The sequence below is a fragment of the Streptomyces sp. NBC_01257 genome (assembly GCF_035917255.1).
GTDB lineage: Bacteria > Actinomycetota > Actinomycetes > Streptomycetales > Streptomycetaceae > Streptomyces.
This window is the reverse complement of sequence record NZ_CP108472.1, coordinates 1,867,944-1,892,997: the sequence shown is the minus strand read 5'-3', so window position 1 is coordinate 1,892,997 and position 25,054 is coordinate 1,867,944. Positions and strand designations below refer to the sequence as shown.

The following is a 25,054-nucleotide window of genomic DNA, read 5'->3' as shown; positions in this document are numbered from 1 at the left end:
GACCGGCGCGGTGGGTCAGGGCGCCGGGAGCGGCGGCACCGAGTCGCCCTCGGTGTCGATGCGGGGGAGCACCCGGTCCAGCCACCCGGGCATCCACCAGGCGCTCCGGCCGAGCAGCGTCATCACCGCGGGGACCAGCAACAGCCGCACGATCGTGGCGTCGACCAGCACACTGACCGCCAGTCCGAGCCCCAGCATCTTCACCACGATGTTGTCGCTGATGACGAACGCGGCGAAGACGCTGACCATGATGAGCGCCGCACAGGTGATCACCCGCGCGGTGATCTCCAGCCCGTGCGCCACCGCGCCCTTGCTGTCCCTGGTGCGCAGCCAGGCCTCGTGCACGCGGGCGATCAGGAACACCTCGTAGTCCATGCTCAGTCCGAAGACGATGGCGAACATCATCATCGGCACATAGCTCTCGATGGGCACGGTCCCCGAGACCCCCAGGGCGGGCCCGCCCCAGCCCCACTGGAAGACCGCCACCACCACCCCGTACGACGCGGCGATCGAGAGGAGGTTGAGGACGGCCGCCTTGACCGCGACGAGGACGCCGCGGAACACGATGAGGATGATGACGAAGGCGAGGCCGACCACGACCGCGATGATCAGGGGGAGCCGGCTGGCGATGAGGTCGAGGAAGTCCTCCTGGGCGGCGGTCGTCCCGGTCACGTAGCCGGAGGCGGCGGTGCCCGACACCCCCTGCGGCAGGACGTCGTCCTTGAGGTGGTTGAACAGGGTGGTCGTCCCCGCGTCCTGCGGGGCCACCTCGGACAGGGCGGTGCCGACGAGCAGCGCGTTGTCGTCCGTCGGCTGCAGCGGGGTGACGCTGGCCGCGCCCGGCACGTCGGTGAGCGCCTTCTGGAGGCTGCTCGCCAGCGCCGAGCGGTCCGAGTCCGGCACCGACCGCTGGTCGACGACGAGGGTGAACGGGCCGTTCGCGCCGGGCCCGAAACCGGTGGAGATCAGGTCGAACGCGCGCCGGTCGGTGAAACTCGTCGGATCGGCGCCGTCGTCGATGTGCCCGAGGCGGATGGAGAACAGCGGGATCGCGAGGACCCCCACCACGACCAGCCCGGCGAGCAGGAACCACCAGGGCCGCCGCTCCACCCGCTGGGCGTAGCGGTGCCAGCCGCCCGTCGCCGGGGCGCCGGCGCCGGCCCCGCCCTCGGCGACGGGCGGCCGCACCCGGTAGCGGTCGATCCGCCTGCCGATGAGGCCCAGCAGGGCCGGGACGAGGGTGAGGGCGCCGATGACCGCGGTGATCACGGTGACGGCGGCCGCGGCCCCCAGCTTGCCGATGAAGCTGACCCGCGAGACGTACAGACCGGCCAGCGCGACGATGACGGTACAGCCGGAGACCAGGACGGCACGCCCGCTGGTGGCCACCGACCGGCCGGCGGCCCGGACCGGATCGGCGCCGTCCATGACGAGCTGACGGTGACGGGTGATCAGGAAGAGGGCGTAGTCGATCCCGACGCCCAGCCCGATCATGGTGGCGAGGGTCGGCGAGACGCTCGCGAAGGTGGTGGCTGCGGCCACCAGCGCCAGACAGCTCAGCCCGACGATCACGCTGATCAGCGCGGTGAGCAGCGGGACACCCGCGGCGATGATGCTGCCGAACCCGATGAGCAGCACGACCACCGCGACGGCGAAACCGACGGCCTCGCTGGTGAGGTCCTTCGTCTCGGGCCGGGCGAGCTCACCGAGCGGGCCGCCGTACTCGACCTCCACACCGGCGGAGCGCAGCGGCTTCACCGCCGTGTCGACCTGGCCGAGATACGAGTCGTCGAGCGAGGTCGGGTTCACGTCGAACCGCACGGTGATGTACCCGGTGCTGCCGTCCTTGGACAGCGAGGTGGAGGTCGCGGAGGAGGACGAGGGCAGCGGGTTCTGGGCGGACAGGACGTGCGGCAGCTTCTGGAGGTTGCCCACCACCTGATCGACCTGGCTCTGCACGTCGGTCAGGGGCTTCTGCGCATCGTGCAGGACCACTTGCGCCCCGGTGCCGCCCGCGGCCGCATCGTGCGCCTTCAGCAGTTCGGCGCCGGTGTTGGACTGGGTGCCGGGCAGGCTGAAGTCGTCGGAGTACGTCCCCCCGAACGCGCTCTGCAGGGCGTGCAGCCCGCCCAGGGCGACCAGCCACAGCACGATCACCACGACGAAGTGGCGCGCGCACCATTCGCCCAGCCGCAGAAGCCACCCCCCGCCCGATCGTGCCGGTGGTGTGTGGGTGCTGCTGCCGCTGGGCGTGGCCATGGCGCTCTCCGGAGAAGGGACGGGCCGTTCAGCCGGGGCGGCTGGTGATCCCCGTGTTCACTCCGAGAACGTAGAGGCCGCTGCGGGACCGGTGGTCCGCGACACGTTCGCGGACCTGCCCGTTCCGCCGCACGGCCGGTAGCCGCGGCTCCCGCCGTGCGGCACGGGCCCGGTCAGTCCTTCTGCTGTGCGTCGACGACGAGGGTGAGCGCCTCGATGACGGCCGCCTCCGCGGCCGCCTTGTCGAGACCGAGACCCGTCAGCAGCCCCGTACCGTCCTCGTGCTCCAGCAGGGCCAGCAGGATGTGCTCGGTGCCGATGTAGTTGTGCCCCATCCGCAGCGCCTCCCGGAAGGTCAGCTCCAGCACCTTGCGCGCATCGGCGGCGTACGGGATGAGCTCGGGCAGCTGACCCTCCGCGGGCGCCGGCAGTGCCTGCTCGGCGGCCTGACGGACGCTGTCCAGGGCGACCCCCTGCGCCTTGATGAACGCGCCCGCGAGCGCCTCCGGCTCGATCAGCAGCCCCAGCACGATGTGGACGGTGCCGATCTCGGCGTTGCCCGCGGCGCGCGCCTCGTTCTGCGAGGCCATCACGACGTTCCTGGCGCGCGGGGTGAAGCGGCTGAAGCCCTGGCTGGGGTCGAGCTCGGTCAGTTCGCCGGGATCCTTGGCGACGAACCGCTTCTGGGCGGCCTGCCGGGTCACGCCCATGCTCTTGCCGATCTCCGTCCAGGAGGCGCCGGAGCGCCGCGCCTGGTCCACGAAGTGGCCGATGAGGTGGTCGGCGACGTCGCCGAGGTGGTCCGCCGCGATGACGGCGTCCTGAAGCTGGTCGAGTGCCTCGGGGTGGACCTTCTTGATGGCTGCGATGAGGTCGTCGAGACGAACGGGCTGCGTCATGCCTACGGGCTGCGTCATGTGTCAACGGTAGGTTGACAGTGAGGCGAGTGTCAACCTTCGGTTGACATGCCATCGGTACCGGTGCGGCGCGGGCCCGGAAACGACGGACGCGCCGGCCGACGGTGTTCGTCGGGCGGCGCGTCCGTTCAGCTGGTGCGCGAGCGGTCCGGGATCAGAGGACGCCGGACTCGGCGATGGTGACCTTCGCCTTGGTGCGGCCGCTCTGCGAGCCGAGGCTCTCGATCTTCGTGACCAGGTCCATGCTCTGCTGGTCGGCGACCTCGCCGAAGACCACGTGCTTGCCGTCCAGCCACGACGTCACGATGGTCGTGATGAAGAACTGCGAGCCGTTGGAGTTCGGGCCGCTGTTCGCCATGGAGAGCAGACCGGGCTTGGTGTGCGCCAGCTTGAAGTTCTCGTCGTCGAACTTCGCGCCGTAGATGCTCTTGCCGCCCGTGCCGTCGCCACGGGTGAAGTCGCCGCCCTGCAGCATGAACTCGGGGATGACCCGGTGGAAGGACGAACCCGCGTAGCCGAAGCCGTGCTCGCCCGTGGCCAGCTGGCGGAAGTTGTCCGCGGTCTTCGGGACGACGTCGTCGTACAGGTTGAAGACGATCCGCCCGGCGGGCTCGTCGTTGATGGTGATGTCGAAGTAAACCTTGCTCGTCATGGAACCCATCCTGACATCTTCCCGCGCGGCCCCGACGGGCGGGCGCGGCGAAACACCGCTCACGGGTGACCGGCCCGGTGAACGCGGCGGCTGCCCCGCCCGTGCTCCCTCACACCCCGGTACTGCCGTCGATCCGCTCCCGCAGCAGGTCGGCGTGGCCGCTGTGCCGCGCGTACTCGGCGATCATGTGCGTGTAGATCCACCGCAGAGCGACCTCGCCGCCCATGAAAGGCGCGGTGTCCTCCAGCGACCTCGCGGCGCAGTTGGCCCGGGACACCTCGATCTCGTCGAGCCAGGCCGCGCGGGCGTCCGCGAAGCTGGTGCCGTCGGAGAGGCCGAACCCTCCGTCGTGGTCACCGGGAGCGGCCGGGGCGCCGTGCACGGGCGGCACGTCCTCACCGGTCAGCACCCGGCGGAACCAGTTCCGCTCGACCTCCGTCAGGTGCTGGACGATCCCCAGCAGCGTCAGCTCCGACGGTGCCACGGAGGCCTCCCGCACCTGTCCGTCCGTGAGGCCGTCGCATTTCGTGGCCACGGTGGCCCGGTAGAAGTCGAGCCAGGCAGCCAGATTGGTGCGTTCGTCGGCCTGGAGGGGCGGCATCGCGCGTTCGATGTGCGTCATGATCACCGATGCTGCCAGGCGGGTCTGACAGCCGGGCCCCGCGACCGCTCCGCAGCGGTCGCCCTACGGCCGCCGGCGGGGCTTGCCGCGCTTGGCGGCCGCGGCACCCTTCGCGCCGCGCGCGCCGCCCTTGGCCCCCTTCGCACCGCCTGAGCCGCCGCGCGGGTTCTTCCCCGCCGCCGCGCCCCCCGCGGGCTTCCGCCGCGCGGCGCCGCCCTCGGCCCGCTTCGATTTCGCCTTCGGCTGCTCCGCGGGCGCGGTGCTGCGGCCACGCGAACTGTTCACGGTCCGCCCGCGGACGATCCCGATGAAGTCCTCCACCAGGTCGGTGGTCCTGTCCTGCGGCCAGGACAGCGCGATGCGGGACTCGGGCGCGTCCGTCAGGGGACGGTAGGTGAGGTCCTTGCGGTGGTGCAGACGGGCCAGCGACTGCGGAACGACCAGTACGCCCACACCCGCGGCGACCAGCTCGATCGCGTCGGCCGTGGTGGCCGGCCGCTCGATCGCGGGCTTGCCGGGCAGCTGCTCCCAGCCGAGGAGGTCGTCCAGCGGATGCAGCACGATGTCGTCGGCCAGCTCGGCGAGGGAGAGCTCCTCGACCGCCGCCGCCACATGGTCCTTGGGGATCACGACCACGGTCTGCTCGGTGTAGAGCGGGATCGCGCTGAGATCCGTCCCGTCGACCGGCAGCCGCACGAAGCCCGCGTCGGCGCCGCCGTCGCGCAGCAGGGCCGGCGCCTCGGCGGCGGGCACCGCCACGAGAGCCAGGGGTACGCCGGGCAGGCGTTCGTTCCAGATCCGCACCCACTTGGTGGGCGTCACCCCCGGGACGTACGCGAGCCGGAACGAAGGGGAAACTTCCGAGCCTGTCACCCCGCCAGGTTACCGGTCGTGGTCAGAGGTGGCGCACACGCTCGATACCCTGGACACCATGACGTCGCACCAGACCACCCAGACCATGAAGCCCGCGACCGCGGCGAAGAAACTGGGTGTGTACCTCGAGGCCACCCCCACCGAGTTCCAGGAGGGTGTCGTCTCGCGCGCCGAGCTGGCGGCCCTCCAGGCCGATCCGCCCGAGTGGCTGCAGGAACTGCGGCGCAGCGGCCCGCACCCCCGGCCGGTGGTCGCGTCCAAGCTGGGCGTGTCCATCTCCGGTCTCGCCCGCGGAGGCGTCACGGACGCCCTCACCACCGAGCAGATCGAGGCGCTGAAGCAGGACAACCCCGAGTGGCTGCAGAAGGAGCGGGCCACGCAGGCGGAGGTCCGCAAGGAGACCGTACGGATCAAGGAGCGGAACGCGGAGCGCACGGACCAGTCGTAGCGCCGCCCCCTCCGGGTTCACGTGTGGGTGGCCCCCGTTCCGCCGGACACCGGCGGAACGGGGGCCACCCACACGTCGTTCTCCGCAAGGCCGCCCGCGCCGGACAGGGCAATACACCTAGGCTGACCCCCATGCCGGAGGGGATCGACGCCATCGACTGGGCATCGCTGGAGCACGCGTACGGGCCGGCGGACGACGTCCCCGCTCTGCTGCGGGCGGCCGCATCGCCGGACGCCGAGGCCCGGGGCGAGGCCGTGGACGAGCTGTTCTCCTCCCTCTGTCACCAGGGCTCCGTCTACTCGGCGACGGCACCGGCCGTGCGGTTCGTCGCCCGGCTCGCCCTCGAAGGGCCCGGTCACCGGCTGCCGCTGCTGTGGCTGCTGCACGGCGCGGCCGACGGGGCGGGACGGGACCGGCAGGACGTACGACGGGCGGTGGCCACGGCCCTTCCCGCCCTCCTCGGCCTCGCGGCGGACCGCGACCCTGCCGTCCGCCGCACCATGGTGTGGATCATCGCCGGCTGCGAGGAGGCGTCTCTGCCGCTGCTCCCGCTGCTGCGGGCCCGGCTGGAGACCGAGGACGACCCCGAGGTGCGCGCGGCCCTCGTCACCGCGCTCGGACTGCTCGACGTCTCACCCGGCCCGAGCAGGGCCCGTAACCGGGAACTCCTGCACGCCCCCGAGCCGTTGGTGCGCACCGCAGCGGCGACGGACCTGCTCCGCACGGCACCGTTGCCGCTGCCGCCCGCCCTGGTGGAATCGGCGCTCGACGCCCACGGGGCCGCGCCCGGCGACGACGACACGCACCGGCCGTGGCCCGCCTCCTACGTCCCGCTCACCGAGCGGCTGATGGCGGACCCCGACGCGGCCCTGCGCGCCGTCGAGCGGGGGCTGCCGCTGGCCTGGGAGCTCACCGAGACCTGGCGCGACCGGGAGGCCGCGGTCCTGCCCCGGCTCGCGGCCGCCGCCACCGACGCGGACGGCCTGTGCCGGGTGGCCCGTGTGGGAGCCGCGCTCAAGGGCGGTGAGGCCGCTCCATGGCTGGACCCCCATCTGCGGTCCGACGACCCCGCGGTCCGGGTCGCGGCGACGCTCGCCGCCGTACGGCTGCGCGTGCCCGGTGCGCCCGGCCTCGTGCTGCGGCTGATGGACGAACTGCCCGAGGAGGCGGCCTCGCTGTCCCTGACGCCGCTCGGTGTGCCGGGGGCGGTGGTGTCCGCGGCGGCCGAGGTGTTCGGCGCGGCGGCCGAGCCGGTGGCCCGGCGGGTCGCGGCCCGCCCGCGGGCCGAATGGCTGGACGCCCTGCTGCCGTTCCCCGCCCTCGCCGCCGCATGTGCCGGCGACCTGGTCCGGCTGCTGCCCGCTTCGGCCGGGGTGCTGGCCTCGCTGGGGCCCGCAGCCGGCCCGGACGCGGCACGGGCCCTGTGGACGCACGCCGCCGCGGGCGACCTGACGGCGGCGCTGGCACTGGCGCGCGTCGACGGGGACACGGAACCGGCACTGCGGGCGGTACGGGCGCTGCCGGACGCGCCGGAGCGCCGCAGGGCGGCGGTCCTGGTCGCGAGCGAACTCGGGCCGCCCGCGGCCCCGTTGCTGCCCCTGCTGGAGGAACGGCTGCGGGCGCCGGCCCGGGAGAGCAGGGCGGACGCGGCTGCCGCGATCTGGCGCGTCACGGGGAGCGCGCACGACATGGCGCCGGTGATCGCGGACCAGCTGACCCGTCGCGCAGACCGGCACGAACCACAGCTCGGTGCGCTCCGCACACTTGTGGCGATGCGGCTGCTCCCGGAGGGCGCCCGCCCCGCGGTCGAGCACATAGCCGCCTCGCCCCGCCGGGTCGTCGGCGGTTTCCCCTGCGACGGAAGCCCGCATCCGGACCTCGCGGTGAGGCGGGCGGCACGCGAACTGCTGGCGCTGACCGGCTGAGAGTCCGGCCACCCGAAGGACCGCCGGGCAGCAAACGAAAAGGCAAGGAGGATGCTGCCCTCTCCTTGCCACTATCAAGATATAGCGCGTCAGGGGGCTTGCGGCAAGGCCCGCCCCGTATCGCAGAATGACCGGCCTCGACCGGCCCCGGCCGGAATCCGATCTCCTGAACGGGCGTACAGATGATTGATGTGATCGTGGTCGGCGGTGGCCCGACCGGCCTGATGCTGGCGGCCGAACTGCGGCTGCACGACGTACGCGTGGTCGTGCTGGAGAGGCTGACCGAGCCGACCGGGGAGTCCCGGGGGCAGGGCCTGCACACACGCAGCGTCGAGATCATGGACCAGCGCGGACTGCTGGACCGGTTCCTCGCCGTCAGCGAGACGTTCCAGGCCGGTGGACTCTTCGGCGGTATCAGGAAGCCGTGGCCGGACGCCCTGGACACGGCCCACCCGTACGGCGTCGCGACCCCGCAGCCGGTCACCGAGCGGCTGCTCCAGGAGCACGCGCTCGAACTCGGCACCGAGATCCGGCACGGCTGCGAAGTCGTCGGCCTGAACCGGTCGACGGAGGGCGACGAAGAGCGCGACGGAGCCGGGGGCGCCCGGGCCGGGGTGACCGTCGAGCTGGCCGACGGCACGGAACTGCGCGCGCGGTACGTCGTCGGGTGCGACGGCGGCCGCAGCACGGTGCGCAAGCTGCTCGGCGTCGGTTTCCCCGGCCTGCCCGCCACCGTCGAGACGCTGCTGGGCGAGATGGAGGTGGCCGAGGACCCGGAGACCGTCGCCGCCGTCGTCGCGGAAGTCCGCAGGACCCAGCTGCGGTTCGGCGTCTCGCCCCCGGAGAACGGTGTGTGCCGGGTCGTCGTGCCCGCCGACGGGGTCTCCGACGACCGTTCGGCCCCGCCGACCCTGGAGGAGTTCAGGCAGCGGCTCCGGGCGGTCGCCGGCACCGACTTCGGCGTGCACACGCCGCGCTGGCTGTCCCGGTTCGGCGACGCGACCCGGCAGGCCGAGCACTACCGGGCCGGCCGGGTGCTGCTGGCCGGCGACGCGGCGCACATCCACCCGCCGACCGGCGGGCAGGGGCTCAACCTCGGCGTCCAGGACGCGTTCAACCTCGGCTGGAAGCTGGCCGCGACGGTCAACGGCTGGGCGCCGGACGGGCTGCTCGACAACTACCACACGGAACGGCACCCGGTGGGCGCCGCCGTACTCGACAACACCCGGGCGCAGATCGCCCTGCTGGGCACCGATCCCGGAGCGACCGCGCTGCGCGAGCTGTTCTCGAAGCTGATGGACTTCGAGGAGGTGAACCGGTACGTCACCGGGCTCATCACCGCGGTCGACGTCCGCTACGACTTCGGCGACGGGCACCCTCTCCTCGGCCGCCGGCTGCGGGACGTCGAACTGAAGCAGGGCCGCCTCTACTCCCTGATGCACGCCGGGCGGGGACTGCTGCTCGACGGGACCGGCCGGCTGTCGGTCGCGGGCTGGGAGGACCGGGTCGACCACGTCGTCGCCACCGCCCAGGAACTGGACGTGCCCGCGGTGCTCCTGCGGCCGGACGGCCACGTGGCGTGGGCCGGCGAGGAACAGGAGGATCTGCGCGCCGTGCTTCCCCGGTGGTTCGGCGCAGCCCGCCCCTGAGCGCGGGGGGCGGCCGCGTTTGACCTTGACACGGTGACAGGGTTTTCACTGCGTGCCGAGGAGGTGGTCTCGATGACGGTCACGGGACAGGACACGGACACGGTACGGGCGCTTCGGGCGCTGGAGGACGAGCGCTCGTCCGTGCGGCTGCGGGCCGCTCTGGCGATCGGTACGGCGCCCGACCCCCGCTACGTGGGCGCACTCGTCGAGCGATGTGCCGTCGAGCCCGATTTCCTGGTCCGCGACATGCTGACCTGGGCACTCACCCGCCACCCGGTGTCACTGACGCTGCCCGCGCTGCTCGGTGAGGTCCGCTCGGAGCGCGTCCAGGCACGGAGTCAGGCGCTGCACACGCTCTCCAAGATCGGGGACGGGAGGGCGTGGCCGGCCATCACCCGCGCCGTGCTGTGCGACGCCGACGACGAGGTGGCGCGCAGTGCCTGGCGGGCCGCGGTCGTGCTGGTGCCGGAGGACGGGATGCCCGAGCTGGCCGCCGTACTGGCGACACAGCTCGGGCGGGGCGGGCGCGAGACGCAGCTGAGCCTCAGCCGGGCGCTGGTCGGACTCGGCGAGGCGATGGCGCCGCCGGTGCACACCGCGACGACGGCCCCCGAACCGCGGGTGCGGGCGCACGCGCTCGCCACGCAACAGCTGCTGCGCGACCCGGACACCGGGTTCGAGAGCGCGATCGAGGAGGCGAAGCGCGTGGTGGCCCTCGGCGGTCCCGGGCGGGAGGGACAATGAGGCGTGCTGATCGGTGAGGTGGCGCGGCGGTCCGGGGTCAGTGCCCGCATGCTCCGGCACTACGAACGGCTCGGTCTGGTGCGTCCCACGGGCCGTACGGGTTCCGGTTACCGGGAGTACTCCGGGCAGGACATCCGGCGGATCTTCCACATCGAGAGCCTGCGGTCGCTGGGCCTGTCGCTGCGTGAGATCGGGCGCGCCCTCGAGGACCCCGGCTTCGCGCCCTCGGCTCTCGTCGGTGACCTCATCCGGCAGACGCGCGAGCGCATCACGGCGGAGACCGAACTCCTCACCAGGCTGCGCCGGATCGACGCCGCGGACCCCGCCGACTGGGGGGAGGTCCTCCAGGTCGTCCCGCTCCTCCAGGCGCTGGGATCGAAGAGCGCCGACGCCCGCCAGCGCGCGGCCCTCTCCTCCGCCGACGAGGTTCCCGTCCCCGTGGAGGCCCTGGTCGAGGCGGTCCTGAACGAGACGGAGCCGAACGTCGCCGGAGCCCTTTCGTGGGCGCTGGCGCGGTCGGGGGACGACGCCGGCCCGGCGCTGCTGGCGCAGGGCCTCGGCTCACCGGCGGCCGCGGTGCGGGAACGAGCCGTCCGGTGCCTCGCCGAGATGCCCGGTGACGAGGCTGCCGCGCAACTGCGGGACGCCCTCGCTCACCCCGACGCCGTGGTCCGCGGGCAGGCGGCGCTGGCGCTCGCGAACCGGGGCACGGCCGGCGTGGTCCCGGCGCTCATCGACATGATCGTGGCGGGGCTGGACGACACCGGTGCGGCGGACGCGCTGAGCGTGCTGGCGGGTGACGACGCGACGGCGGACCGGATCGCGGCCGGTTTCGCCGACCGCCTCGCCGACACCGGCCCGGACGCCGCTGCCCGCGGACGGCTCGCCCAGGCGCTCGCCGGCATCCCGGGAACGGAGGCCGCGGGCGTCCTCGTCGGGCTGTCGGGGGACGAGGACCGTGCCGTGGCCCTGACCGCGGCGTACCTGCTCCGGCTGCGCGACGCGGAGTGACGGAGACCGGACCCGCTGCTGAACCCCGGACGGGAGACAGCGGCGGCGGACGCGGCAGGGAATGATCCAAACCTTTTGCATAAAAGTGCAGCGCTGCGTATAGTCATGCCATCGACGAGGAGGATTTCGATGGTGGTACGTGCAGCAGTGGCAGGGGCGAGCGGATACGCCGGCGGGGAACTGCTCCGCCTTCTGCTCGTCCACCCCGAGGTCGAGATCGGGGCCCTCACCGCGAACTCCAACGCGGGCCAGCCGCTCGGCGCCCTGCAGCCGCATCTGCGGCCGCTGGCCGGCCGGGTGCTCCAGCCGACCACCGCCGACGTGCTCGCCGGCCACGACGTGGTCTTCCTGGCCCTGCCGCACGGGCAGTCCGCCGCCGTGGCGGAGCAGCTCGGTGACGAGGTGCTCGTGGTCGACATGGGGGCCGACTTCCGGCTCAAGGACGCCGCGGACTGGGAGAAATTCTACGCCTCGCCGCACGCCGGGACCTGGCCGTACGGACTGCCCGAACTGCCCGGGGGACGGGCCGCGCTGGCGGGGAGCAAGCGTATCGCGGTGCCCGGCTGCTACCCGACCGCCGTGTCGCTCGCGCTCTTCCCCGCGTACGCGGCGCAGCTCGCCGAGCCCGAGGCCGTGATCGTCGCCGCCTCCGGAACCTCCGGCGCCGGCAAGGCCGCCAAGCCGCATCTGCTCGGCTCCGAGGTGATGGGCAACATGACGCCGTACGGCGTCGGCGGCGTCCACCGGCACACGCCCGAGATGATCCAGAACCTCAGCGCCGCGGCCGGCGAACCGGTCACCGTGTCCTTCACCCCGACCCTCGCGCCCATGCCCCGCGGCATCCTCGCGACGTGCAGCGCGAAGGCGAAGCCGGGCGTGAGCGCCGAGTCCCTGCGCGCCGCGTACGAGAAGGCCTTCGCGGACGAGCCGTTCGTCGATCTGCTGCCCGAGGGGCAGTGGCCCGCCACCGCCGCCGTGTACGGCTCCAACGCGGTGCAGATCCAGGTGGCGTACGACGCCGCGGCCGGCCGGATCATCGTGATCAGCGCCATCGACAACCTCGCCAAGGGCACCGCGGGCGGCGCCCTGCAGAGCATGAACCTCGCCCTCGGACTGCCCGAGGACACCGGACTTTCCACGATCGGAGTCGCACCGTGAGCGTCACGGCAGCACAGGGATTCACGGCGGCGGGCATCGCCGCCGGAATCAAGGACAGTGGTAACCCGGACCTGGCCCTCGTGGTCAACAACGGTCCCCGTCGCGCCGCTGCGGGCGTCTTCACCTCCAACCGCGTCAAGGCCGCCCCGGTGCTCTGGTCGGAGCAGGTGCTCAAGGGCGGCGAGGTGTCCGCCGTCGTCCTCAACTCCGGCGGCGCCAACGCCTGTACGGGACCGCAGGGCTTCCAGGACACCCACGCCACCGCCGAGAAGGCGGCCGAGGTCCTCGACGGCCACAGCGCGGGCGAGATCGCCGTCGCCTCGACCGGGCTCATCGGTCTGCTGCTCCCCATGGACAAGCTGCTGCCCGGGATCGAGAAGGCCGCGGCGGCCCTGAGCGAGCACGGCGGCGAGAAGGCCGCCATCGCCATCAAGACCACCGACACCGTCCACAAGACGGCCGTCGCCGGCGGCGAGGGCTGGACCGTCGGCGGCATGGCCAAGGGCGCGGGCATGCTCGCGCCGGGCCTGGCCACCATGCTCGTCGTCCTCACCACCGACGCCGACGTGGACGCGGCGGGGCTCGACGCCGCGCTGCGCGACGCCACCCGCACCACCTTCGACCGGGTCGACTCCGACGGCTGCATGTCCACGAACGACACCGTGCTGCTGCTGGCCTCCGGCGCCAGCGCGATCACCCCGGAACAGGGCGAGTTCGCCGAGGCCGTACGGACCGTCTGCGACGACCTCGCCCGGCAGCTCATCGGTGACGCCGAGGGTGCCTCCAAGGACATCCGGATCGAGGTCGTGAACGCCGCGACCGAGGACGACGCCGTCGAGGTGGGCCGTTCCATCGCCCGTAACAACCTCCTCAAGTGCGCCATCCACGGCGAGGACCCCAACTGGGGCCGGGTGCTGTCCGCCATCGGCACGACGAAGGCGGCCTTCGAGCCGGACGAGCTGAACGTCGCCATCAACGGCGTCTGGGTCTGCAAGAACGGGGGAGTCGGCGAGGACCGTGACCTGGTCGACATGCGCTACCGCGAGGTCAAGATCACCGCCGACCTCGCCGCGGGCACCGAGTCGGCCGTCATCTGGGCCAACGACCTCACCGCGGACTACGTCCACGAGAACAGCGCGTACAGCTCATGAGCGCAGCGCGGAAGCACACCGCACTCCCGAAGGCGCAGATCCTCATCGAGGCGCTGCCCTGGCTGACCCGGCACAACGGCAAGACCGTCGTCATCAAGTTCGGCGGCAACGCCATGATCGACGACGAGCTGAAGGCGGCCTTCGCGCAGGACGTCGTCTTCCTGCGGCACGCCGGTCTCAAGCCCGTCGTCGTGCACGGCGGCGGCCCGCAGATCAGCGCCCAGCTCGACAAGCAGGGCCTGGTCAGCGAGTTCAAGGCCGGTCTGCGCGTCACCACGCCCGAGGCGATGGACGTCGTACGGATGGTGCTCGCCGGCCAGGTGCAGCGCGAGCTCGTCGGCCTGCTCAACCAGCACGGACCGCTCGCCGTCGGCATGACCGGCGAGGACGCCCACACGATCACCGCCGTCCAGCACCGGCCGGTCATCGACGGCGAGGCCGTCGACATCGGCCGGGTCGGTGAGATCACCGCGATCGACACCGGGGCCATCCAGGCACTGCTGGACGACGGCCGCATCCCGGTCATCTCCTCCATCGCCCGCTCGGCGGAGGACAACCACGTCTACAACGTCAACGCCGACACCGCGGCCGCCGCACTCGCCGCCGCGCTGAACGCCGAGACGCTGATGGTCCTCACCGACGTCGAGGGCCTCTACGAGGACTGGCCCAACAGCGACGACGTGATCAGCCGTCTCACCGCCACCGAACTGGAGAAGCTCCTGCCGGAACTCTCCAGCGGCATGGTGCCCAAGATGCAGGGCTGCCTGCACGCCGTGCGCAACGGCGTGGAGACCGCCCGGGTCATCGACGGCCGGGTCCAGCACTCGATCCTGCTGGAGATCTTCACCGACGAAGGAATCGGCACGATGGTCGTGCCCGACGCACAGGGGGAAGCATGACCAACGCCGAGCTCTCGCAGCGCTGGAAGTCCGCGCTGATGGACAACTACGGCACCCCGAAGCTGTCCCTCGTCCGCGGTGAGGGCGCCCGGGTGTGGGACGCCGACGGCACCGAGTACCTCGACTTCGTCGGCGGCATCGCGGTGAACGCGCTGGGCCACGCCCACCCCGCGGTCGTCGAGGCGGTCTCCCGTCAGGTCGCCTCCCTCGGCCACGTCTCCAACCTCTTCATCGCCGAGCCGCCCGTCGCGCTCGCCGAACGGCTGCTCCAGCTCTTCGGCCGCACCGGCAAGGTCTACTTCTCCAACTCGGGCGCCGAGGCCAACGAGGCCGCGTTCAAGATCGGCCGGCTGACCGGGCGCGGCCACATGGTCGCCACCGACGGCGGCTTCCACGGCCGGACGATGGGCGCCCTCGCGCTCACCGGACAGCCCAAGAAGCGCGAGCCGTTCGTCCCGCTGCCCGGCGATGTCACGCACGTCCCGTACGGGGACGTCGAGGCGCTGCGGGCCGCGGTGACCACCGACACCGCGCTGCTGATCATCGAGCCGGTCCAGGGCGAGAACGGCGTGGTCGTGCCGCCCAAGGGGTACCTGGAGGCGGCCCGGGAGATCACCCGCGCCACCGGCACCCTGCTCGTCCTCGACGAGGTGCAGACCGGTATCGGCCGGTGCGGCACCTGGTTTGAGTACCAGGCCCACCAGGGCGTGGAGCCCGACCTCGTCACGCTCGCCAAGGGGCTCGGCGGCGGACTGCCGATCGGCGCCACGGTGGCGTTCGGCGCGGCCGCCGACCTGCTCGCGCCCGGCCAGCACGGCACGACGTTCGGCGGTAATCCGATCGCCTGCGCCGCCGGTCTCGCGGTCCTGGACACGCTGGCCGCCGACGGCGCGCTGGACCGGGTGAAGCAGCTCGGCGAGCGGATCCGGGAAGGCGTGGAGGGCCTGGGTCATCCGCTGGTCTCCCACGTCCGGGGCTCCGGCCTGCTGCTGGGTATCGTGCTCACCGAGCCCCTCGCGCCCCAGGTGCAGCAGGCGGCTCAGGGAGCCGGGCTGCTGGTGAACGCACCCGCCGCCGATGTCGTGCGGCTGATGCCGCCGCTGATCATCGGCGACGCGGAGGTGGACGCGTTCCTCCGGGCGCTGCCCGGCGTGCTCGACACGGCCCACGCGGACGGACGGTCCGCGGAATGACGCACCGGGAGACGAGGCGACGACGATGACCGATGCGCAGGAATCCGAGCACGGCGGGCCGTCGGTGCCGCAGACCCGCACGGCCCGCCACCGCCGGATCGTGGACATCCTCAACCGGCAGCCGGTGCGCTCGCAGAGCCAGCTGGCCAAGCTCCTCGCGGACGACGGGCTGAGCGTCACCCAGGCGACGCTCTCCCGGGACCTGGACGAGCTGGGCGCGGTGAAGATCCGCAACACCGGTGGCGAGCTGATCTACGCGGTGCCGAGCGAGGGCGGATTCCGTACCCCGCACGCACCGCTGGGCGGTTCCGCCAAGGAGGAGCGGATGCGCCGCCTCTCCGCCGAACTGCTCATCTCGGCGGAGGCCTCGGCCAACCTCGTCGTGCTGCGCACGCCCCCGGGCGCCGCGCAGTTCCTCGCCTCGGCGATCGACCAGGCCGAACTGCACGACATCCTCGGCACCATCGCGGGTGACGACACGCTCATGCTGATCAGCCGCGACCCGGCCGGGGGACAGGCGCTCGCCGACCACCTGCTGCGGCTCGCACAGAACGACCGCTGACGAGCGGTCAGTACCGGGTGATCGCGGCCGGGCCCGAACGGGTCCCGATCGCGATGTGCGGACGGCGGGCCGGATCGGCCCAGGCCAGGATCCGGTCCATCGCGGCCGCCGGCACGGAGACACAGCCGGCGGTCGCACCGCGTCCGTTGACGTGGAGGAAGATCCCGGCGCCCCGGCCCCGTACCGGCCGGTGGTAGTTGAACCCGACGACGAGCGCCCGGGCGTACTGCGTCGGATACGTGATCAGGTGCTCGGCCTCGGCCGCCCGGCAGTCCGCGGGCCGCGGCTCCACCCACCGGTTGTAGGCGCGCGAGGCGTTGTCCTGGCACCACCACGACCGGTCGCCGATCCGGCGGTACGGGTAGCGCGTCCCGGACGGGGCCGCCTCGACCCCGAAGGCGTACGGCAGGTCGTACAGCCCGGTGGGCGTGGTGTCGGTGCCCTGCTGACGCGAAGCCCCCTCGGCCAGCCCGTTCGCCCCGAACCGCGCGGGCGCCGAACCGGCCGCCACCCACCGCCCCGACCGCAGGCTCCACCAGGTGACCGTCCCCGTGGTGGAGCCGGTCCCAGCCGCCACCGCGGTGATGAGCTGACTGCCGCCACCCGTGTCGGCCAGCCGCCACGGCAGCGGCGCCGCCGCCGGAGGCCGGGCCCCGACGAGGCCGGCGAGAGCGAGCAGGACCGAACCCGTCACCAGAAGTCTGCGCATGCCCCGGACCGTAGACCGCGAACTACACGCCCACCCGCGCGCCTGCTCCGTCCGGCCCAACCCCGCTCACGGCGACGACGGCATCGCGGGCAGCGGGAGCGGCAGCCCCGGCAGCCCGTCGATGCTGGTGGCGATGTACTCCTTCTTCTCGAAGTACGCGCTGAGCGACGCATCGTCGTCCCGCGAGAAGCGCTGCCCGTGCAGCGTCCGGTCCTCGTCGTAACTCATGAACGGCACGCCGTACCCGCAGCTGTCCCGGATCATCTCCGCGGTCACCACGATGATCGCCCGCAGCCCGTGCCGGGAGGGGTCCACCCCGTCGAACCGCCCGAGGAGTTCCGGGAACCGGGCATCGTCCCGGAAGACCGGCTCACCGCGGCCGTGCACCCGCACGATGTTCGGCGGCCCCTGGAACGCGCACCACATCAACGTGATCCGGCCGTTCTCGCGCAGGTGCGCCACGGTCTCCGCGGTGCTCCCCGCAAAGTCCAGATACGCCACGCGCCGCTCGTCCAGCACCACGAAGGAACCGCTGACACCCTTGGGGGAGAGGTTGACGGTGCCCTCACCGTCGAGTGGTGCGGTCGCGGCGAAGAAGATGTGCTGCTCCTCGATGAAGGTGCGCAGCCGGCCGTCGATGCGTTCGTGTGTTTTTCCCATGGTCTGAGTATCCGTGCCGACTTCGGTCGGAGCGGGAGGATTTCAGGGGGTGGGACGGATGTGCCCGGCCGCTCTCAGCAGTCGCTGCGCCGCCACCTGGACCACCCGGGGCCGGTCGGGCACGTTCCGCTCGGACAGCCACTCCGGGGAGAACCCGCCGGCGTGGGGGAGCAGGGCCCGGGTGGCCGCCCTGACCACGGCGGGTGACGGGTCGTCGATCAGCGGGGCCAGCCGGTCCCGGGTCACGGCGTCGAGCGCCCGCAGCCCGCTGACCGCGTGCACGCGGACGCCGGGAGCGGGATGGCTCACCAGCGCCCACAGCGTCTCCGCGTCGGAACGGTCACCGCATTCGCCGAGTCCCGAGACGGCGCCCGGCACGGTGACCTCGCCCGCGCACATCGCCCGGTACAGCGGCAGCGGATCGGTACCGCCCTGCCGCAGGACGTACCGGGCGCAGGCCCGGACCACTCCCGAACGGTCCGCGAGCCAGGCCCGCGCCTCGTCGTGCCGCCCGGTGCGGCGCAGCGCGGTGACGCCGGCCGCCCGTATGCGTCCGGCCCTGGCCGCCAGCAGCGTCCCGAGCACGTCGTCGTGGTCCTCGTCCCGCATCGAGGCGATGGCCGCCTCCGCGCAGAGGTCCCGCAGGGAGGCGTCGCCGGAACCGGAGGCCAGGCGGGCCAGCCGGCCCGGTGCCAGAAGGCCGCGGTCGAGGGCGACGCGGTGGCCGAAGCGGCTGGTGGCGCGGTCCTCGCTGTCGAGCAGGTCCTCCACCTGTGAGGCGGGGCCTTCGCGCAGTTCCCGGTCGAGCAGGTCCACCGCGAAACGGCCCTGTTCGCGCCGGGCCAGCAGGAGCAGCAGTCCCGCGCACGGGAGGAGCGAGGGCGGGGGCATCTCCGACAGCAGGGCCCGGGCCCGTTCGCGTACCGGAGCGGCCCAGTCCGCGCACCGCACGATCAGGAGCGGCAGCAGGGCGGGGAAGCCGGGCACCAGGTCGAGGGCCGCCTCGCGGACCCGTCCGTCCGGATGGCACAACTCGACGGCGGCCTCGGACTCCGACCTCTCCCGGCGGCCTCGGCCGCCCCGCCCCAGCGACGGCAGAGGCGCGTCCCGGTCCCGGCGCAGCCACCGGCCGCCCGGTGCGACGTATGTTCCGAGGTCCCGGGGCGGCAGGTCGCGTATCGCGCTGTCGAGGGCCGGCCAGAATTCCGGCGGAGCGTCCGCCAGTACCTCGTGCAGGGGCAGACCGCCTGCCAGCTGCGATGCCGCCGTCCGGACGTCGTTCATGAGCCCCCCTCGGGCGTGCCGAGTGCCGACCGTATCGGGGAGAGTGGGATGGAGCCCGCGAATTACCCGGCGGCCGGGGCGCCCTTCAGTAGCTTTGACAAAACATACAGAGGACCGCATAGTTATGCCTGCGAGTGATTGCGGCAGCAGCTGCCCCCGGATCGCGCCGTGAGCAGACGTCCGTGACCGGACGCGTCCCACGCGTACGGGGAAGCGGCCGCACATCCCCACCCCCTGGTTCTTCCGAGGAGCACGAGTGAGCAACGGCAACGGCAACGGCGACGTACGTCTCTGGGGCGCCCGTTTCGCGGACGGTCCGGCCGAGGCGCTGGCCCGGCTGTCCGCGTCCGTCCACTTCGACTGGCGGCTCGCGCCGTACGACATCGCCGGCTCCCGCGCCCATGCCCGCGTCCTGCACAAGGCCGGTCTGCTCACCGAGGACGAGCTGACCCGGATGACCGCCGGTCTCGACCAGCTGGAAGCGGATGTCGCGGACGGCTCCTTCACCGGGACCATCGCCGACGAGGACGTCCACACCGCACTGGAGCGCGGCCTGCTGGAGCGGCTCGGTCCGGATCTCGGCGGCAAGCTGCGGGCCGGACGGTCCCGCAACGACCAGATCGCCACGCTCTTCCGGATGTACCTGCGCGACCACGCCCGCATCATCGGCGGACTGATCGCCGACCTCCAGGACGCCCTCGTCGGTCTCGCCGAGGCCCACCCGGACGTGGCCATGCCCGGCCGTACGCATCTGCAGCACGCCCAGCCGGTGCTGTTCGCCCATCACGTCCTGGCCCATGTGCAGCCCCTGTCCCGGGACGCGGAGCGGCTGCGGCAGTGGGACGCGCGGACCGCCGTCTCGCCGTACGGCGCCGGCGCGCTCGCCGGCTCCTCGCTCGGGCTCGACCCCGAGGCGGTCGCCGCCGACCTCGGCTTCGAGGGCGGCTCGGTGGGCAACTCCATCGACGGCACGGCCTCGCGGGACTTCGTCGCCGAGTTCGCGTTCATCACCGCGATGATCGGCGTCAACCTCTCCCGGATCGCCGAGGAGATCATCATCTGGAACACGAAGGAGTTCTCCTTCGTCACCCTGCACGACGCCTTCTCCACCGGCTCCTCGATCATGCCGCAGAAGAAGAACCCCGACATCGCCGAACTGGCCCGGGGCAAGTCCGGCCGGCTGATCGGCAACCTGACCGGGCTCATGGCCACGCTGAAGGCCCTGCCGCTCGCGTACAACCGCGACCTCCAGGAGGACAAGGAGCCGGTCTTCGACTCCTGCGACCAGCTCGAGGTCCTGCTCCCCGCCTTCACCGGCATGATGGCCACCCTCACCGTCAACCGCGCGCGCATGGAGGAGCTGGCCCCGGCCGGCTTCTCGCTCGCCACCGACATCGCCGAGTGGCTGGTCAAGAAGGGCGTGCCGTTCCGGGTCGCCCACGAGGTCGCCGGTGAGTGCGTCAAGGAGTGCGAGCACCACGGCATCGAGCTCGACGAGCTGACCGACGAGCAGTTCGCGAAGATCTCCGAGCACCTCACCCCCGAGGTCCGCACGGTCCTCAACGTCGCCGGCGCGCTCGCCTCGCGCAGCGGACGCGGCGGTACGGCCCCCTCGGCCGTCGCCGTCCAGCTGGCCGAGGTCAAGGCGGACCTCGCCACGCAGCACGCCTGGGCGACCGCCCGTAAGTAGCCGGACGGGCATCGCGGGCTACGTTGGGGGTAGGCGAGATTCCTGCCGATCATGAGGAGCCCGCGATGCCGTTCGCCCGACTGGCCACAGCGACCACCCCGACCGCCCACATCGGGCTCGGCCTGGCGGCGGTCGGCAGGCCCGGCTACATCAATCTCCACCGCGACGTGGACCTGCCGGACGAGCGCACCGTCGACGCGCTGCGCGCCCGGACGCACGAACTCCTCGACGCGGCCTACGCCCAGGGCGTCCGCTACTTCGACGCGGCCCGGTCCTACGGCCGCTCCGAGGAGTTCCTCGCCGACTGGCTGACCGCCCGGCCCGAGATCCGCGACATCGTCGTCGGCAGCAAGTGGGGTTACACCTACACCGCCGACTGGTCCGTCGACGCCGAGGCGCACGAGGTCAAGGACCACGGCCCCGGTACGTTCGACCGCCAGCGTGCCGAGTCCGCCGCCCTGCTCGGCGACCGGCTCGACCTCTACCAGATCCACTCGGTGACCGCCGACAGCCCGGCCCTCACCGACAAGGAACTCCACGCCCGCCTCGCCGGTCTCGCCGACGAGGGCGTCAGCGTCGGCCTCTCCGTCAGCGGGCCCGCCCAGGCCGACGCGATCCGGGCCGCCCTCGCCGTCACGGTGGACGGCACGCCCCTCTTCCGTACGGTCCAGGCCACCTACAACGCGCTGGAGACCTCGGCAGGTCCCGCGCTCGCCGAGGCCCATGACGCCGGGCTCACCGTCATCGTCAAGGAGGCCATGGCCAACGGCCGGCTCGCGGGGACGGAGGCGCCCGCCGTGATGCGGGAGATCGCCGCCGAGGAGGGGCTGGGCAGTGACGCCGTCGCCCTGGCGCTGGTGCTGCACCAGCCCTGGACCGGAGTGGTGCTCTCCGGTGCCGCGACCGTGGGCCAGCTCGCCGGCAACCTCCACGCGGCCGTCCTCGACCTCGACGAGGAGCGCAGGGCGCGGCTGGACGCACTGGTGGAGGAGCCGGAGGCGTACTGGCGGCACCGCGCCTCGCTCCCCTGGAGCTGAAGCCCGGCGGCCTCGGGGCGGACCGGCTTCAGCCCGCCGTTCCCCGGCCGTCCGCCCACGCGGCCAGCGCGTCGAAGTCGGACCGCTCCAGCCCCACCCTGGGATCTATCCAGCGCAACAGGCTCTCGCCGCCCGCCCCGTGGTCCGCGACCCACGCCCGGTCGTGCTCGGTGATCTCGTCGTCGACCCACGCGAACGGCCGCCCGGCCGCGTACTCCACGACGTACTGCGTCTTCCAGTACGTCCCCGCCGGAGCGCTGCCGTGCATGGCCGGCCAGTCGATGTGCGGCAGCTCGGGCAGTCCGAGATGCGGCCCGACCCATTCGTTGGCCTCCGCCTTCCAGGTGGTCGCCCAGATCAGCTCGTAGCGGCCGGACAGCGCGAGCAGTTCCTCGCCGTGCCAGGGGTTGAGCAGAACGGGCAGCGCCGGGCCGGAGGTCCACCCTGTCGGCCGCATGCGGTGCCTGGTGTATCCCTCCGGCGTGCGGCGGCGGGAGAGCGCTGCGTACGGATTGAGCGGACCGTCGATGTCGATCAGCAGCAGCGGCTTCATGCCGACATGGTCCTCCGTCTCCGGCCGAAAACGCGAGCCCCTTTCTGGTGAGACATCAGTGTCTCAAATGGGTTAGTGTCGTCTCATGACTCTTGACCGTGAGCAGGTGCTGCGCAGCGCCGCCGCCCTGCTGACCCGTAAATCGACGGCCACCATGGACGAGGTCGCCAAGGCCGCCGGCATCGGCCGCGCCACGCTCCACCGGCACTTCGCCGGACGGGACGCCCTGGTCAGGGCGCTGGAGGAGCTGGGGATCCAGGAGTTCGAAGCCGCCCTCGACGCCGCGGCGCTCGACCGGGGCACCTCGGAGGAGGCGCTGCGCCGGTTCGTCGCGGCCGTCGAGCCGAGCGCCGGACTGCTCTCCTTCCTCGTGACCGAGAACCAGCTCTTCGAGGGCGACGAGCTCAACGAGGGCTGGGACCGGCTGGACGCGCGGGTCTCCGCCTTCTTCCTGCGCGGCCAGGAGCGCGGCGAGATCCGCATCGACCTGACGCCCGCGTGGCTGACCGAGGCGCTCTACGGCATTCTCAGCAGCGCCGCGTGGGCCGTTCAGGCGGGCCGGGTGGCCGGCCGGGACTTCCAGTACATGATCGTCGAGTTGCTGCTCGGCGGCGCACGCCGGAGCGTGGAGCAATGAGCAGCATGGAACAGCAGCCGGAGCCCGCGCCCGAGCTGTACCGCCCCGGGCGGTGGATCGCGCTGTCCGTCCTCGTGCTCGCCGTGCTCCTGGTGGCGGTCGACGCGACCGTCCTCGGCCTCGCGACCCCGTTCCTCAGCGAGGACCTGGAGCCGACCGGCACCCAGCTGCTCTGGATCGGCGACGTCTACTCCTTCGTCATCGCCGGGCTCCTGGTCTCGATGGGCAGCCTCGGTGACCGCATCGGCCGCAAGAAGCTGCTGCTGTGCGGGGCCACCGCCTTCGGCGCCGTCTCCGTACTCAACGCGTACGCGAACTCGCCCGAGATGATGATCCTGGCCCGGGCCCTGCTCGGTGTCGCGGGCGCGACCCTGATGCCGTCCACCCTCGCCCTGATCCGCAACCTCTTCCACGACGCCCGCGAGCGGAGTCTCGCCATCGGCATCTGGGGCGCGATGGCCTCCGCCGGTGCGGCGGTCGGACCCGTCGTCGGCGGGTTCCTCCTGGAGCACTTCTGGTGGGGCTCGGTCTTCCTGATCAACCTGCCGGTCATGGCCGTGCTCGTCGTGGTCGGCATCAAGATGATCCCCGAGTCGAAGAACCCGGCGCCCGGACCGTGGGACCTGCCGAGCGTGGCGCTCTCGCTGGTCGGCATGATCGGGTTCGTCTACGCCATCAAGGAGCTCGCCGCACACGGCGGAAGCTGGGAGGTCGCCCTTTCGGGCCTCGGCGGCCTGGTGTTGCTCATGTGGTTCGTACGCCGGCAGTTCCGGCTCCCCGCCCCGCTGCTCGACATGAGGCTCTTCCATCACCGGGGCTTCTCCGGCGCGGTGCTCGCCGACCTGCTGACCATCCTCGGCCTCTCCGGCCTGGTCTTCTTCCTCTCGCAGTTCCTGCAACTGGTCCAGGGGCGCGGACCACTGGAGGCCGGGCTCGCCGAGCTGCCCGCCGCGGTCGGCGCGGTCACGGCGGGCCTGCTGGCCGGAACCGCCGCCCGCCGCTACTCCGTACGGGTTGTGGTGACCTGGGGTCTTGCCGGCATCGGCCTGTCCCTGGCCGCGGTCTCCTTCGTCCACAAGGACACCGCCTACCCGCTGATCGGCGCCCTCCTGCTGGTCGTCGGGGTGGGGGCCGGCCTCGCCTTCACAGTCACCTCCGACGTGATTCTCTCCAGCGTCCCGAAGGAGCATGCCGGATCCGCGTCCGCGGTGTCCGAAACGGCGTACGAGCTGGGAGCAGCCCTCGGTATCGCTCTGCTCGGCTCCATCGTCACCGGGGTCTACCAGGGCTTCAACGCCCCCGCCGGAACCCCGCCCGACATCGCGGCGGCCGCCCACGAGTCGCTGGGCGGCGCGGTCGAGGCGGCCGAGGCGCTGCCCGAACAGGAGGCGACGACCCTGGTCTCCGCCGCCCAGGACGCCTTCGTCGACGGGCTGGGGGCGGCCTCCGCCATCGGCGCGGTGGTGCTGCTGGCGACGGCGGCCGCCGCCTGGTTCCTGCTGCGCGGCCAGGAGCTGGAGGAAGGCATCGTCCACGACTGAGAACGCCATCAGCGAGCTGGCGCACGGCCGGGAAGGTCCTACCGGGAAGGCCCGCGGCTGAGAGGCCGCGCCGGACGCCGATCCGCCGGTCGAGTGGAACGACATACGGAAGGGCCCGTACCGCCAACCGGGGTACGGGCCCTTCCGTATGTCCTGTGCCGCGCCGTCGTGCTCCGGCTCAGGCGGCCTTCGCCTTGGTCGCATACATGTCGACGTACTCCTGGCCGGACAGCCGCATCACCTCGGCCATCACGGAGTCCGTCACCGCCCGCAGCACATAGCGGTCGCGGTCCATGCCCTCGTAGCGCGAGAACTCCATCGCCTCACCGAAGCGGACCGTGACCTTGCCGGGCCGCGGCAGACCGGAGCCGCCCGGCTGCAGCTTGTCCGTGCCGATCATCGCGAACGGCACCACCGGGGCGCCCGTCATCAGCGTCAGCCGCGCGATGCCGGTACGGCCCCGGTAGAGCCGGCCGTCGGGGGAGCGGGTGCCCTCCGGGTAGATCGCGAAGGCATTGCCCTCCTCCAGGATGCGGCGGCCCGTCATCAGTGCCGCGACACCGCCGCGGCCGCCGTCCCGGTCCACCGGGATCATGCCGACACCGGTGAAGAACCAGGCCATCAGCCTGCCCTTGAGCCCCTTGCCCGTGACGTACTCGTCCTTGCCGATGAAGGACACCGGACGGTCGCAGCAGATCGGCATGATCATCGAGTCGATGAACGTCAGGTGGTTCCCCGCCAGGATCACCGGCCCGGAGCCCGGAATGTTCTCGATGCCCTCCATCCGCGGACGGAACATCAGACGCAGGATCGGTCCGAGCACTGCCTTGATGAGTGCGAGTCGGGACAACGGTTCCTCCGGTGTAGTGGCCGGGCCGGC

General features: G+C 72.4%; 24 protein-coding genes. 14 read left to right on the top strand and 10 right to left on the bottom strand.

Annotated elements, in window-relative coordinates:
* Positions 1 to 15: 15 nt before the first annotated feature.
* The 5 genes from OG408_RS07770 to OG408_RS07750 all read right to left on the bottom strand — a co-directional run bounded on the left by OG408_RS07770 (position 16) and on the right by OG408_RS07750 (position 5,323).
* A complete protein-coding gene (locus OG408_RS07770; protein ID WP_266776737.1) occupies positions 16 to 2,259 on the bottom strand; it encodes an MMPL family transporter in 2,244 nt (747 codons plus the stop codon).
* A gap of 173 nt (positions 2,260 to 2,432) precedes the next feature.
* The gene (locus OG408_RS07765; RefSeq protein ID WP_266776735.1) at positions 2,433 to 3,176 is read right to left on the bottom strand and encodes a Clp protease N-terminal domain-containing protein; all 744 of its coding nucleotides are present in this window, start codon (positions 3,174 to 3,176) and stop codon (positions 2,433 to 2,435) included.
* A 154-nt stretch (positions 3,177 to 3,330) separates the two neighbouring features.
* Positions 3,331 to 3,828: a peptidylprolyl isomerase gene (locus OG408_RS07760; protein WP_266776733.1), complete on the bottom strand. Its 498-nt coding sequence runs from the start codon at positions 3,826 to 3,828 to the stop codon at positions 3,331 to 3,333.
* Between the two features lie 109 nt (positions 3,829 to 3,937).
* A complete protein-coding gene (locus OG408_RS07755) occupies positions 3,938 to 4,450 on the bottom strand; it encodes a DinB family protein (protein WP_285572403.1) in 513 nt (170 codons plus the stop codon).
* A gap of 63 nt (positions 4,451 to 4,513) precedes the next feature.
* The gene (locus tag OG408_RS07750) at positions 4,514 to 5,323 is read right to left on the bottom strand and encodes a LysR substrate-binding domain-containing protein (protein ID WP_266776729.1); all 810 of its coding nucleotides are present in this window, start codon (positions 5,321 to 5,323) and stop codon (positions 4,514 to 4,516) included.
* A gap of 58 nt (positions 5,324 to 5,381) precedes the next feature.
* Here OG408_RS07750 and OG408_RS07745 point away from each other — a divergent pair, with 58 nt between their 5' ends.
* The 10 genes from OG408_RS07745 (at position 5,382) to OG408_RS07700 (ending at position 16,063) form a co-directional block, all read left to right on the top strand.
* Positions 5,382 to 5,771: a DUF5997 family protein gene (locus OG408_RS07745; protein WP_326669059.1), complete on the top strand. Its 390-nt coding sequence runs from the start codon at positions 5,382 to 5,384 to the stop codon at positions 5,769 to 5,771.
* 131 nt (positions 5,772 to 5,902) lie between these two features.
* Complete coding sequence (locus OG408_RS07740; RefSeq protein ID WP_326669056.1) at positions 5,903 to 7,696, top strand: HEAT repeat domain-containing protein; 1,794 nt, start codon at positions 5,903 to 5,905, stop codon at positions 7,694 to 7,696.
* A 182-nt stretch (positions 7,697 to 7,878) separates the two neighbouring features.
* A complete protein-coding gene (gene rox / locus OG408_RS07735; protein ID WP_326669054.1) occupies positions 7,879 to 9,345 on the top strand; it encodes a rifampin monooxygenase in 1,467 nt (488 codons plus the stop codon).
* A gap of 72 nt (positions 9,346 to 9,417) precedes the next feature.
* Positions 9,418 to 10,089: a HEAT repeat domain-containing protein gene (locus OG408_RS07730; protein WP_326674489.1), complete on the top strand. Its 672-nt coding sequence runs from the start codon at positions 9,418 to 9,420 to the stop codon at positions 10,087 to 10,089.
* A 3-nt stretch (positions 10,090 to 10,092) separates the two neighbouring features.
* On the top strand, positions 10,093 to 11,100 hold the full coding sequence (locus OG408_RS07725) for a HEAT repeat domain-containing protein (RefSeq protein ID WP_266776721.1): 1,008 nt from the start codon (positions 10,093 to 10,095) through the stop codon (positions 11,098 to 11,100).
* 129 nt (positions 11,101 to 11,229) lie between these two features.
* Complete coding sequence (gene argC, locus OG408_RS07720; protein ID WP_266776719.1) at positions 11,230 to 12,258, top strand: N-acetyl-gamma-glutamyl-phosphate reductase; 1,029 nt, start codon at positions 11,230 to 11,232, stop codon at positions 12,256 to 12,258.
* Positions 12,255 to 13,409: a bifunctional glutamate N-acetyltransferase/amino-acid acetyltransferase ArgJ gene (argJ, locus tag OG408_RS07715; RefSeq protein ID WP_285565959.1), complete on the top strand. Its 1,155-nt coding sequence runs from the start codon at positions 12,255 to 12,257 to the stop codon at positions 13,407 to 13,409. The genes argC and argJ overlap by 4 nt, the downstream gene beginning before the upstream one ends.
* Positions 13,406 to 14,308 (top strand): acetylglutamate kinase, encoded by a 903-nt coding sequence (gene argB, locus OG408_RS07710; RefSeq protein WP_266776715.1) that lies wholly within the window; start codon positions 13,406 to 13,408, stop codon positions 14,306 to 14,308. Before argJ ends, argB begins: the two co-directional genes overlap by 4 nt.
* Positions 14,305 to 15,501: an acetylornithine transaminase gene (locus OG408_RS07705; RefSeq protein ID WP_326669050.1), complete on the top strand. Its 1,197-nt coding sequence runs from the start codon at positions 14,305 to 14,307 to the stop codon at positions 15,499 to 15,501. The genes argB and OG408_RS07705 overlap by 4 nt, the downstream gene beginning before the upstream one ends.
* 25 nt (positions 15,502 to 15,526) lie before the next feature.
* Positions 15,527 to 16,063 (top strand): arginine repressor, encoded by a 537-nt coding sequence (locus OG408_RS07700; RefSeq protein WP_266776711.1) that lies wholly within the window; start codon positions 15,527 to 15,529, stop codon positions 16,061 to 16,063.
* A 7-nt stretch (positions 16,064 to 16,070) separates the two neighbouring features.
* Here OG408_RS07700 and OG408_RS07695 read toward each other — a convergent pair whose 3' ends face one another.
* From OG408_RS07695 to OG408_RS07685, 3 genes are all read right to left on the bottom strand, one after another.
* Positions 16,071 to 16,772 (bottom strand): L,D-transpeptidase family protein, encoded by a 702-nt coding sequence (locus tag OG408_RS07695; protein ID WP_266776709.1) that lies wholly within the window; start codon positions 16,770 to 16,772, stop codon positions 16,071 to 16,073.
* Positions 16,773 to 16,838: 66 nt separating this feature from the next.
* Positions 16,839 to 17,432 carry a pyridoxamine 5'-phosphate oxidase family protein gene (locus tag OG408_RS07690; RefSeq protein ID WP_266776707.1) on the bottom strand — a complete coding sequence of 198 codons (594 nt, stop codon included), beginning with the start codon at positions 17,430 to 17,432 and terminating at the stop codon, positions 16,839 to 16,841.
* 42 nt (positions 17,433 to 17,474) lie between these two features.
* Positions 17,475 to 18,716: a HEAT repeat domain-containing protein gene (locus tag OG408_RS07685; RefSeq protein ID WP_326669048.1), complete on the bottom strand. Its 1,242-nt coding sequence runs from the start codon at positions 18,714 to 18,716 to the stop codon at positions 17,475 to 17,477.
* Positions 18,717 to 18,972: 256 nt separating this feature from the next.
* Between OG408_RS07685 and argH the strand changes: the two genes are divergently transcribed.
* Together argH and OG408_RS07675 are read left to right on the top strand one after the other, a co-directional pair.
* Positions 18,973 to 20,406: an argininosuccinate lyase gene (argH, locus tag OG408_RS07680; RefSeq protein ID WP_326669047.1), complete on the top strand. Its 1,434-nt coding sequence runs from the start codon at positions 18,973 to 18,975 to the stop codon at positions 20,404 to 20,406.
* A gap of 65 nt (positions 20,407 to 20,471) precedes the next feature.
* Positions 20,472 to 21,443, top strand: a complete 972-nt coding sequence (locus tag OG408_RS07675) for an aldo/keto reductase (RefSeq protein WP_285565969.1) — start codon at positions 20,472 to 20,474, stop codon at positions 21,441 to 21,443.
* 28 nt (positions 21,444 to 21,471) lie between these two features.
* On the opposite strand, the gene OG408_RS07670 is transcribed toward OG408_RS07675, so the two are convergent.
* On the bottom strand, positions 21,472 to 21,996 hold the full coding sequence (locus OG408_RS07670) for a hypothetical protein (RefSeq protein ID WP_266776699.1): 525 nt from the start codon (positions 21,994 to 21,996) through the stop codon (positions 21,472 to 21,474).
* An 85-nt stretch (positions 21,997 to 22,081) separates the two neighbouring features.
* On the opposite strand from OG408_RS07670, the gene OG408_RS07665 reads away from it, so the two are divergent.
* Together OG408_RS07665 and OG408_RS07660 are read left to right on the top strand one after the other, a co-directional pair.
* Positions 22,082 to 22,633 carry a TetR/AcrR family transcriptional regulator gene (locus OG408_RS07665; RefSeq protein ID WP_266776697.1) on the top strand — a complete coding sequence of 184 codons (552 nt, stop codon included), beginning with the start codon at positions 22,082 to 22,084 and terminating at the stop codon, positions 22,631 to 22,633.
* On the top strand, positions 22,630 to 24,174 hold the full coding sequence (locus OG408_RS07660; RefSeq protein ID WP_266776695.1) for an MFS transporter: 1,545 nt from the start codon (positions 22,630 to 22,632) through the stop codon (positions 24,172 to 24,174). The genes OG408_RS07665 and OG408_RS07660 overlap by 4 nt, the downstream gene beginning before the upstream one ends.
* A gap of 178 nt (positions 24,175 to 24,352) precedes the next feature.
* On the opposite strand, the gene OG408_RS07655 is transcribed toward OG408_RS07660, so the two are convergent.
* Positions 24,353 to 25,024 carry a lysophospholipid acyltransferase family protein gene (locus OG408_RS07655; RefSeq protein ID WP_266776693.1) on the bottom strand — a complete coding sequence of 224 codons (672 nt, stop codon included), beginning with the start codon at positions 25,022 to 25,024 and terminating at the stop codon, positions 24,353 to 24,355.
* Positions 25,025 to 25,054 lie beyond the last annotated feature (30 nt).

What these genes read in the sequence shown, in the direction of transcription:
- OG408_RS07770 (WP_266776737.1), bottom strand. Translation starts at nt 2,259, where the DNA reads ATGGCCACGCCCAGCGGCAGCAGCACCCACACACCACCGGCACGATCG.
- OG408_RS07765 (WP_266776735.1), bottom strand. Translation starts at nt 3,176, where the DNA reads ATGACGCAGCCCGTAGGCATGACGCAGCCCGTTCGTCTCGACGACCTC.
- OG408_RS07760 (WP_266776733.1), bottom strand. Translation starts at nt 3,828, where the DNA reads ATGACGAGCAAGGTTTACTTCGACATCACCATCAACGACGAGCCCGCC.
- OG408_RS07755 (WP_285572403.1), bottom strand. Translation starts at nt 4,450, where the DNA reads ATGACGCACATCGAACGCGCGATGCCGCCCCTCCAGGCCGACGAACGC.
- OG408_RS07745 (WP_326669059.1), top strand. Translation starts at nt 5,382, where the DNA reads ATGACGTCGCACCAGACCACCCAGACCATGAAGCCCGCGACCGCGGCG.
- OG408_RS07740 (WP_326669056.1), top strand. Translation starts at nt 5,903, where the DNA reads ATGCCGGAGGGGATCGACGCCATCGACTGGGCATCGCTGGAGCACGCG.
- rox (WP_326669054.1), top strand. Translation starts at nt 7,879, where the DNA reads ATGATTGATGTGATCGTGGTCGGCGGTGGCCCGACCGGCCTGATGCTG.
- OG408_RS07730 (WP_326674489.1), top strand. Translation starts at nt 9,418, where the DNA reads ATGACGGTCACGGGACAGGACACGGACACGGTACGGGCGCTTCGGGCG.
- argC (WP_266776719.1), top strand. Translation starts at nt 11,230, where the DNA reads ATGGTGGTACGTGCAGCAGTGGCAGGGGCGAGCGGATACGCCGGCGGG.
- argB (WP_266776715.1), top strand. Translation starts at nt 13,406, where the DNA reads ATGAGCGCAGCGCGGAAGCACACCGCACTCCCGAAGGCGCAGATCCTC.
- OG408_RS07705 (WP_326669050.1), top strand. Translation starts at nt 14,305, where the DNA reads ATGACCAACGCCGAGCTCTCGCAGCGCTGGAAGTCCGCGCTGATGGAC.
- OG408_RS07700 (WP_266776711.1), top strand. Translation starts at nt 15,527, where the DNA reads ATGACCGATGCGCAGGAATCCGAGCACGGCGGGCCGTCGGTGCCGCAG.
- OG408_RS07695 (WP_266776709.1), bottom strand. Translation starts at nt 16,772, where the DNA reads ATGCGCAGACTTCTGGTGACGGGTTCGGTCCTGCTCGCTCTCGCCGGC.
- OG408_RS07690 (WP_266776707.1), bottom strand. Translation starts at nt 17,432, where the DNA reads ATGGGAAAAACACACGAACGCATCGACGGCCGGCTGCGCACCTTCATC.
- OG408_RS07685 (WP_326669048.1), bottom strand. Translation starts at nt 18,716, where the DNA reads ATGAACGACGTCCGGACGGCGGCATCGCAGCTGGCAGGCGGTCTGCCC.
- OG408_RS07675 (WP_285565969.1), top strand. Translation starts at nt 20,472, where the DNA reads ATGCCGTTCGCCCGACTGGCCACAGCGACCACCCCGACCGCCCACATC.
- OG408_RS07670 (WP_266776699.1), bottom strand. Translation starts at nt 21,996, where the DNA reads ATGAAGCCGCTGCTGCTGATCGACATCGACGGTCCGCTCAATCCGTAC.
- OG408_RS07665 (WP_266776697.1), top strand. Translation starts at nt 22,082, where the DNA reads ATGACTCTTGACCGTGAGCAGGTGCTGCGCAGCGCCGCCGCCCTGCTG.
- OG408_RS07660 (WP_266776695.1), top strand. Translation starts at nt 22,630, where the DNA reads ATGAGCAGCATGGAACAGCAGCCGGAGCCCGCGCCCGAGCTGTACCGC.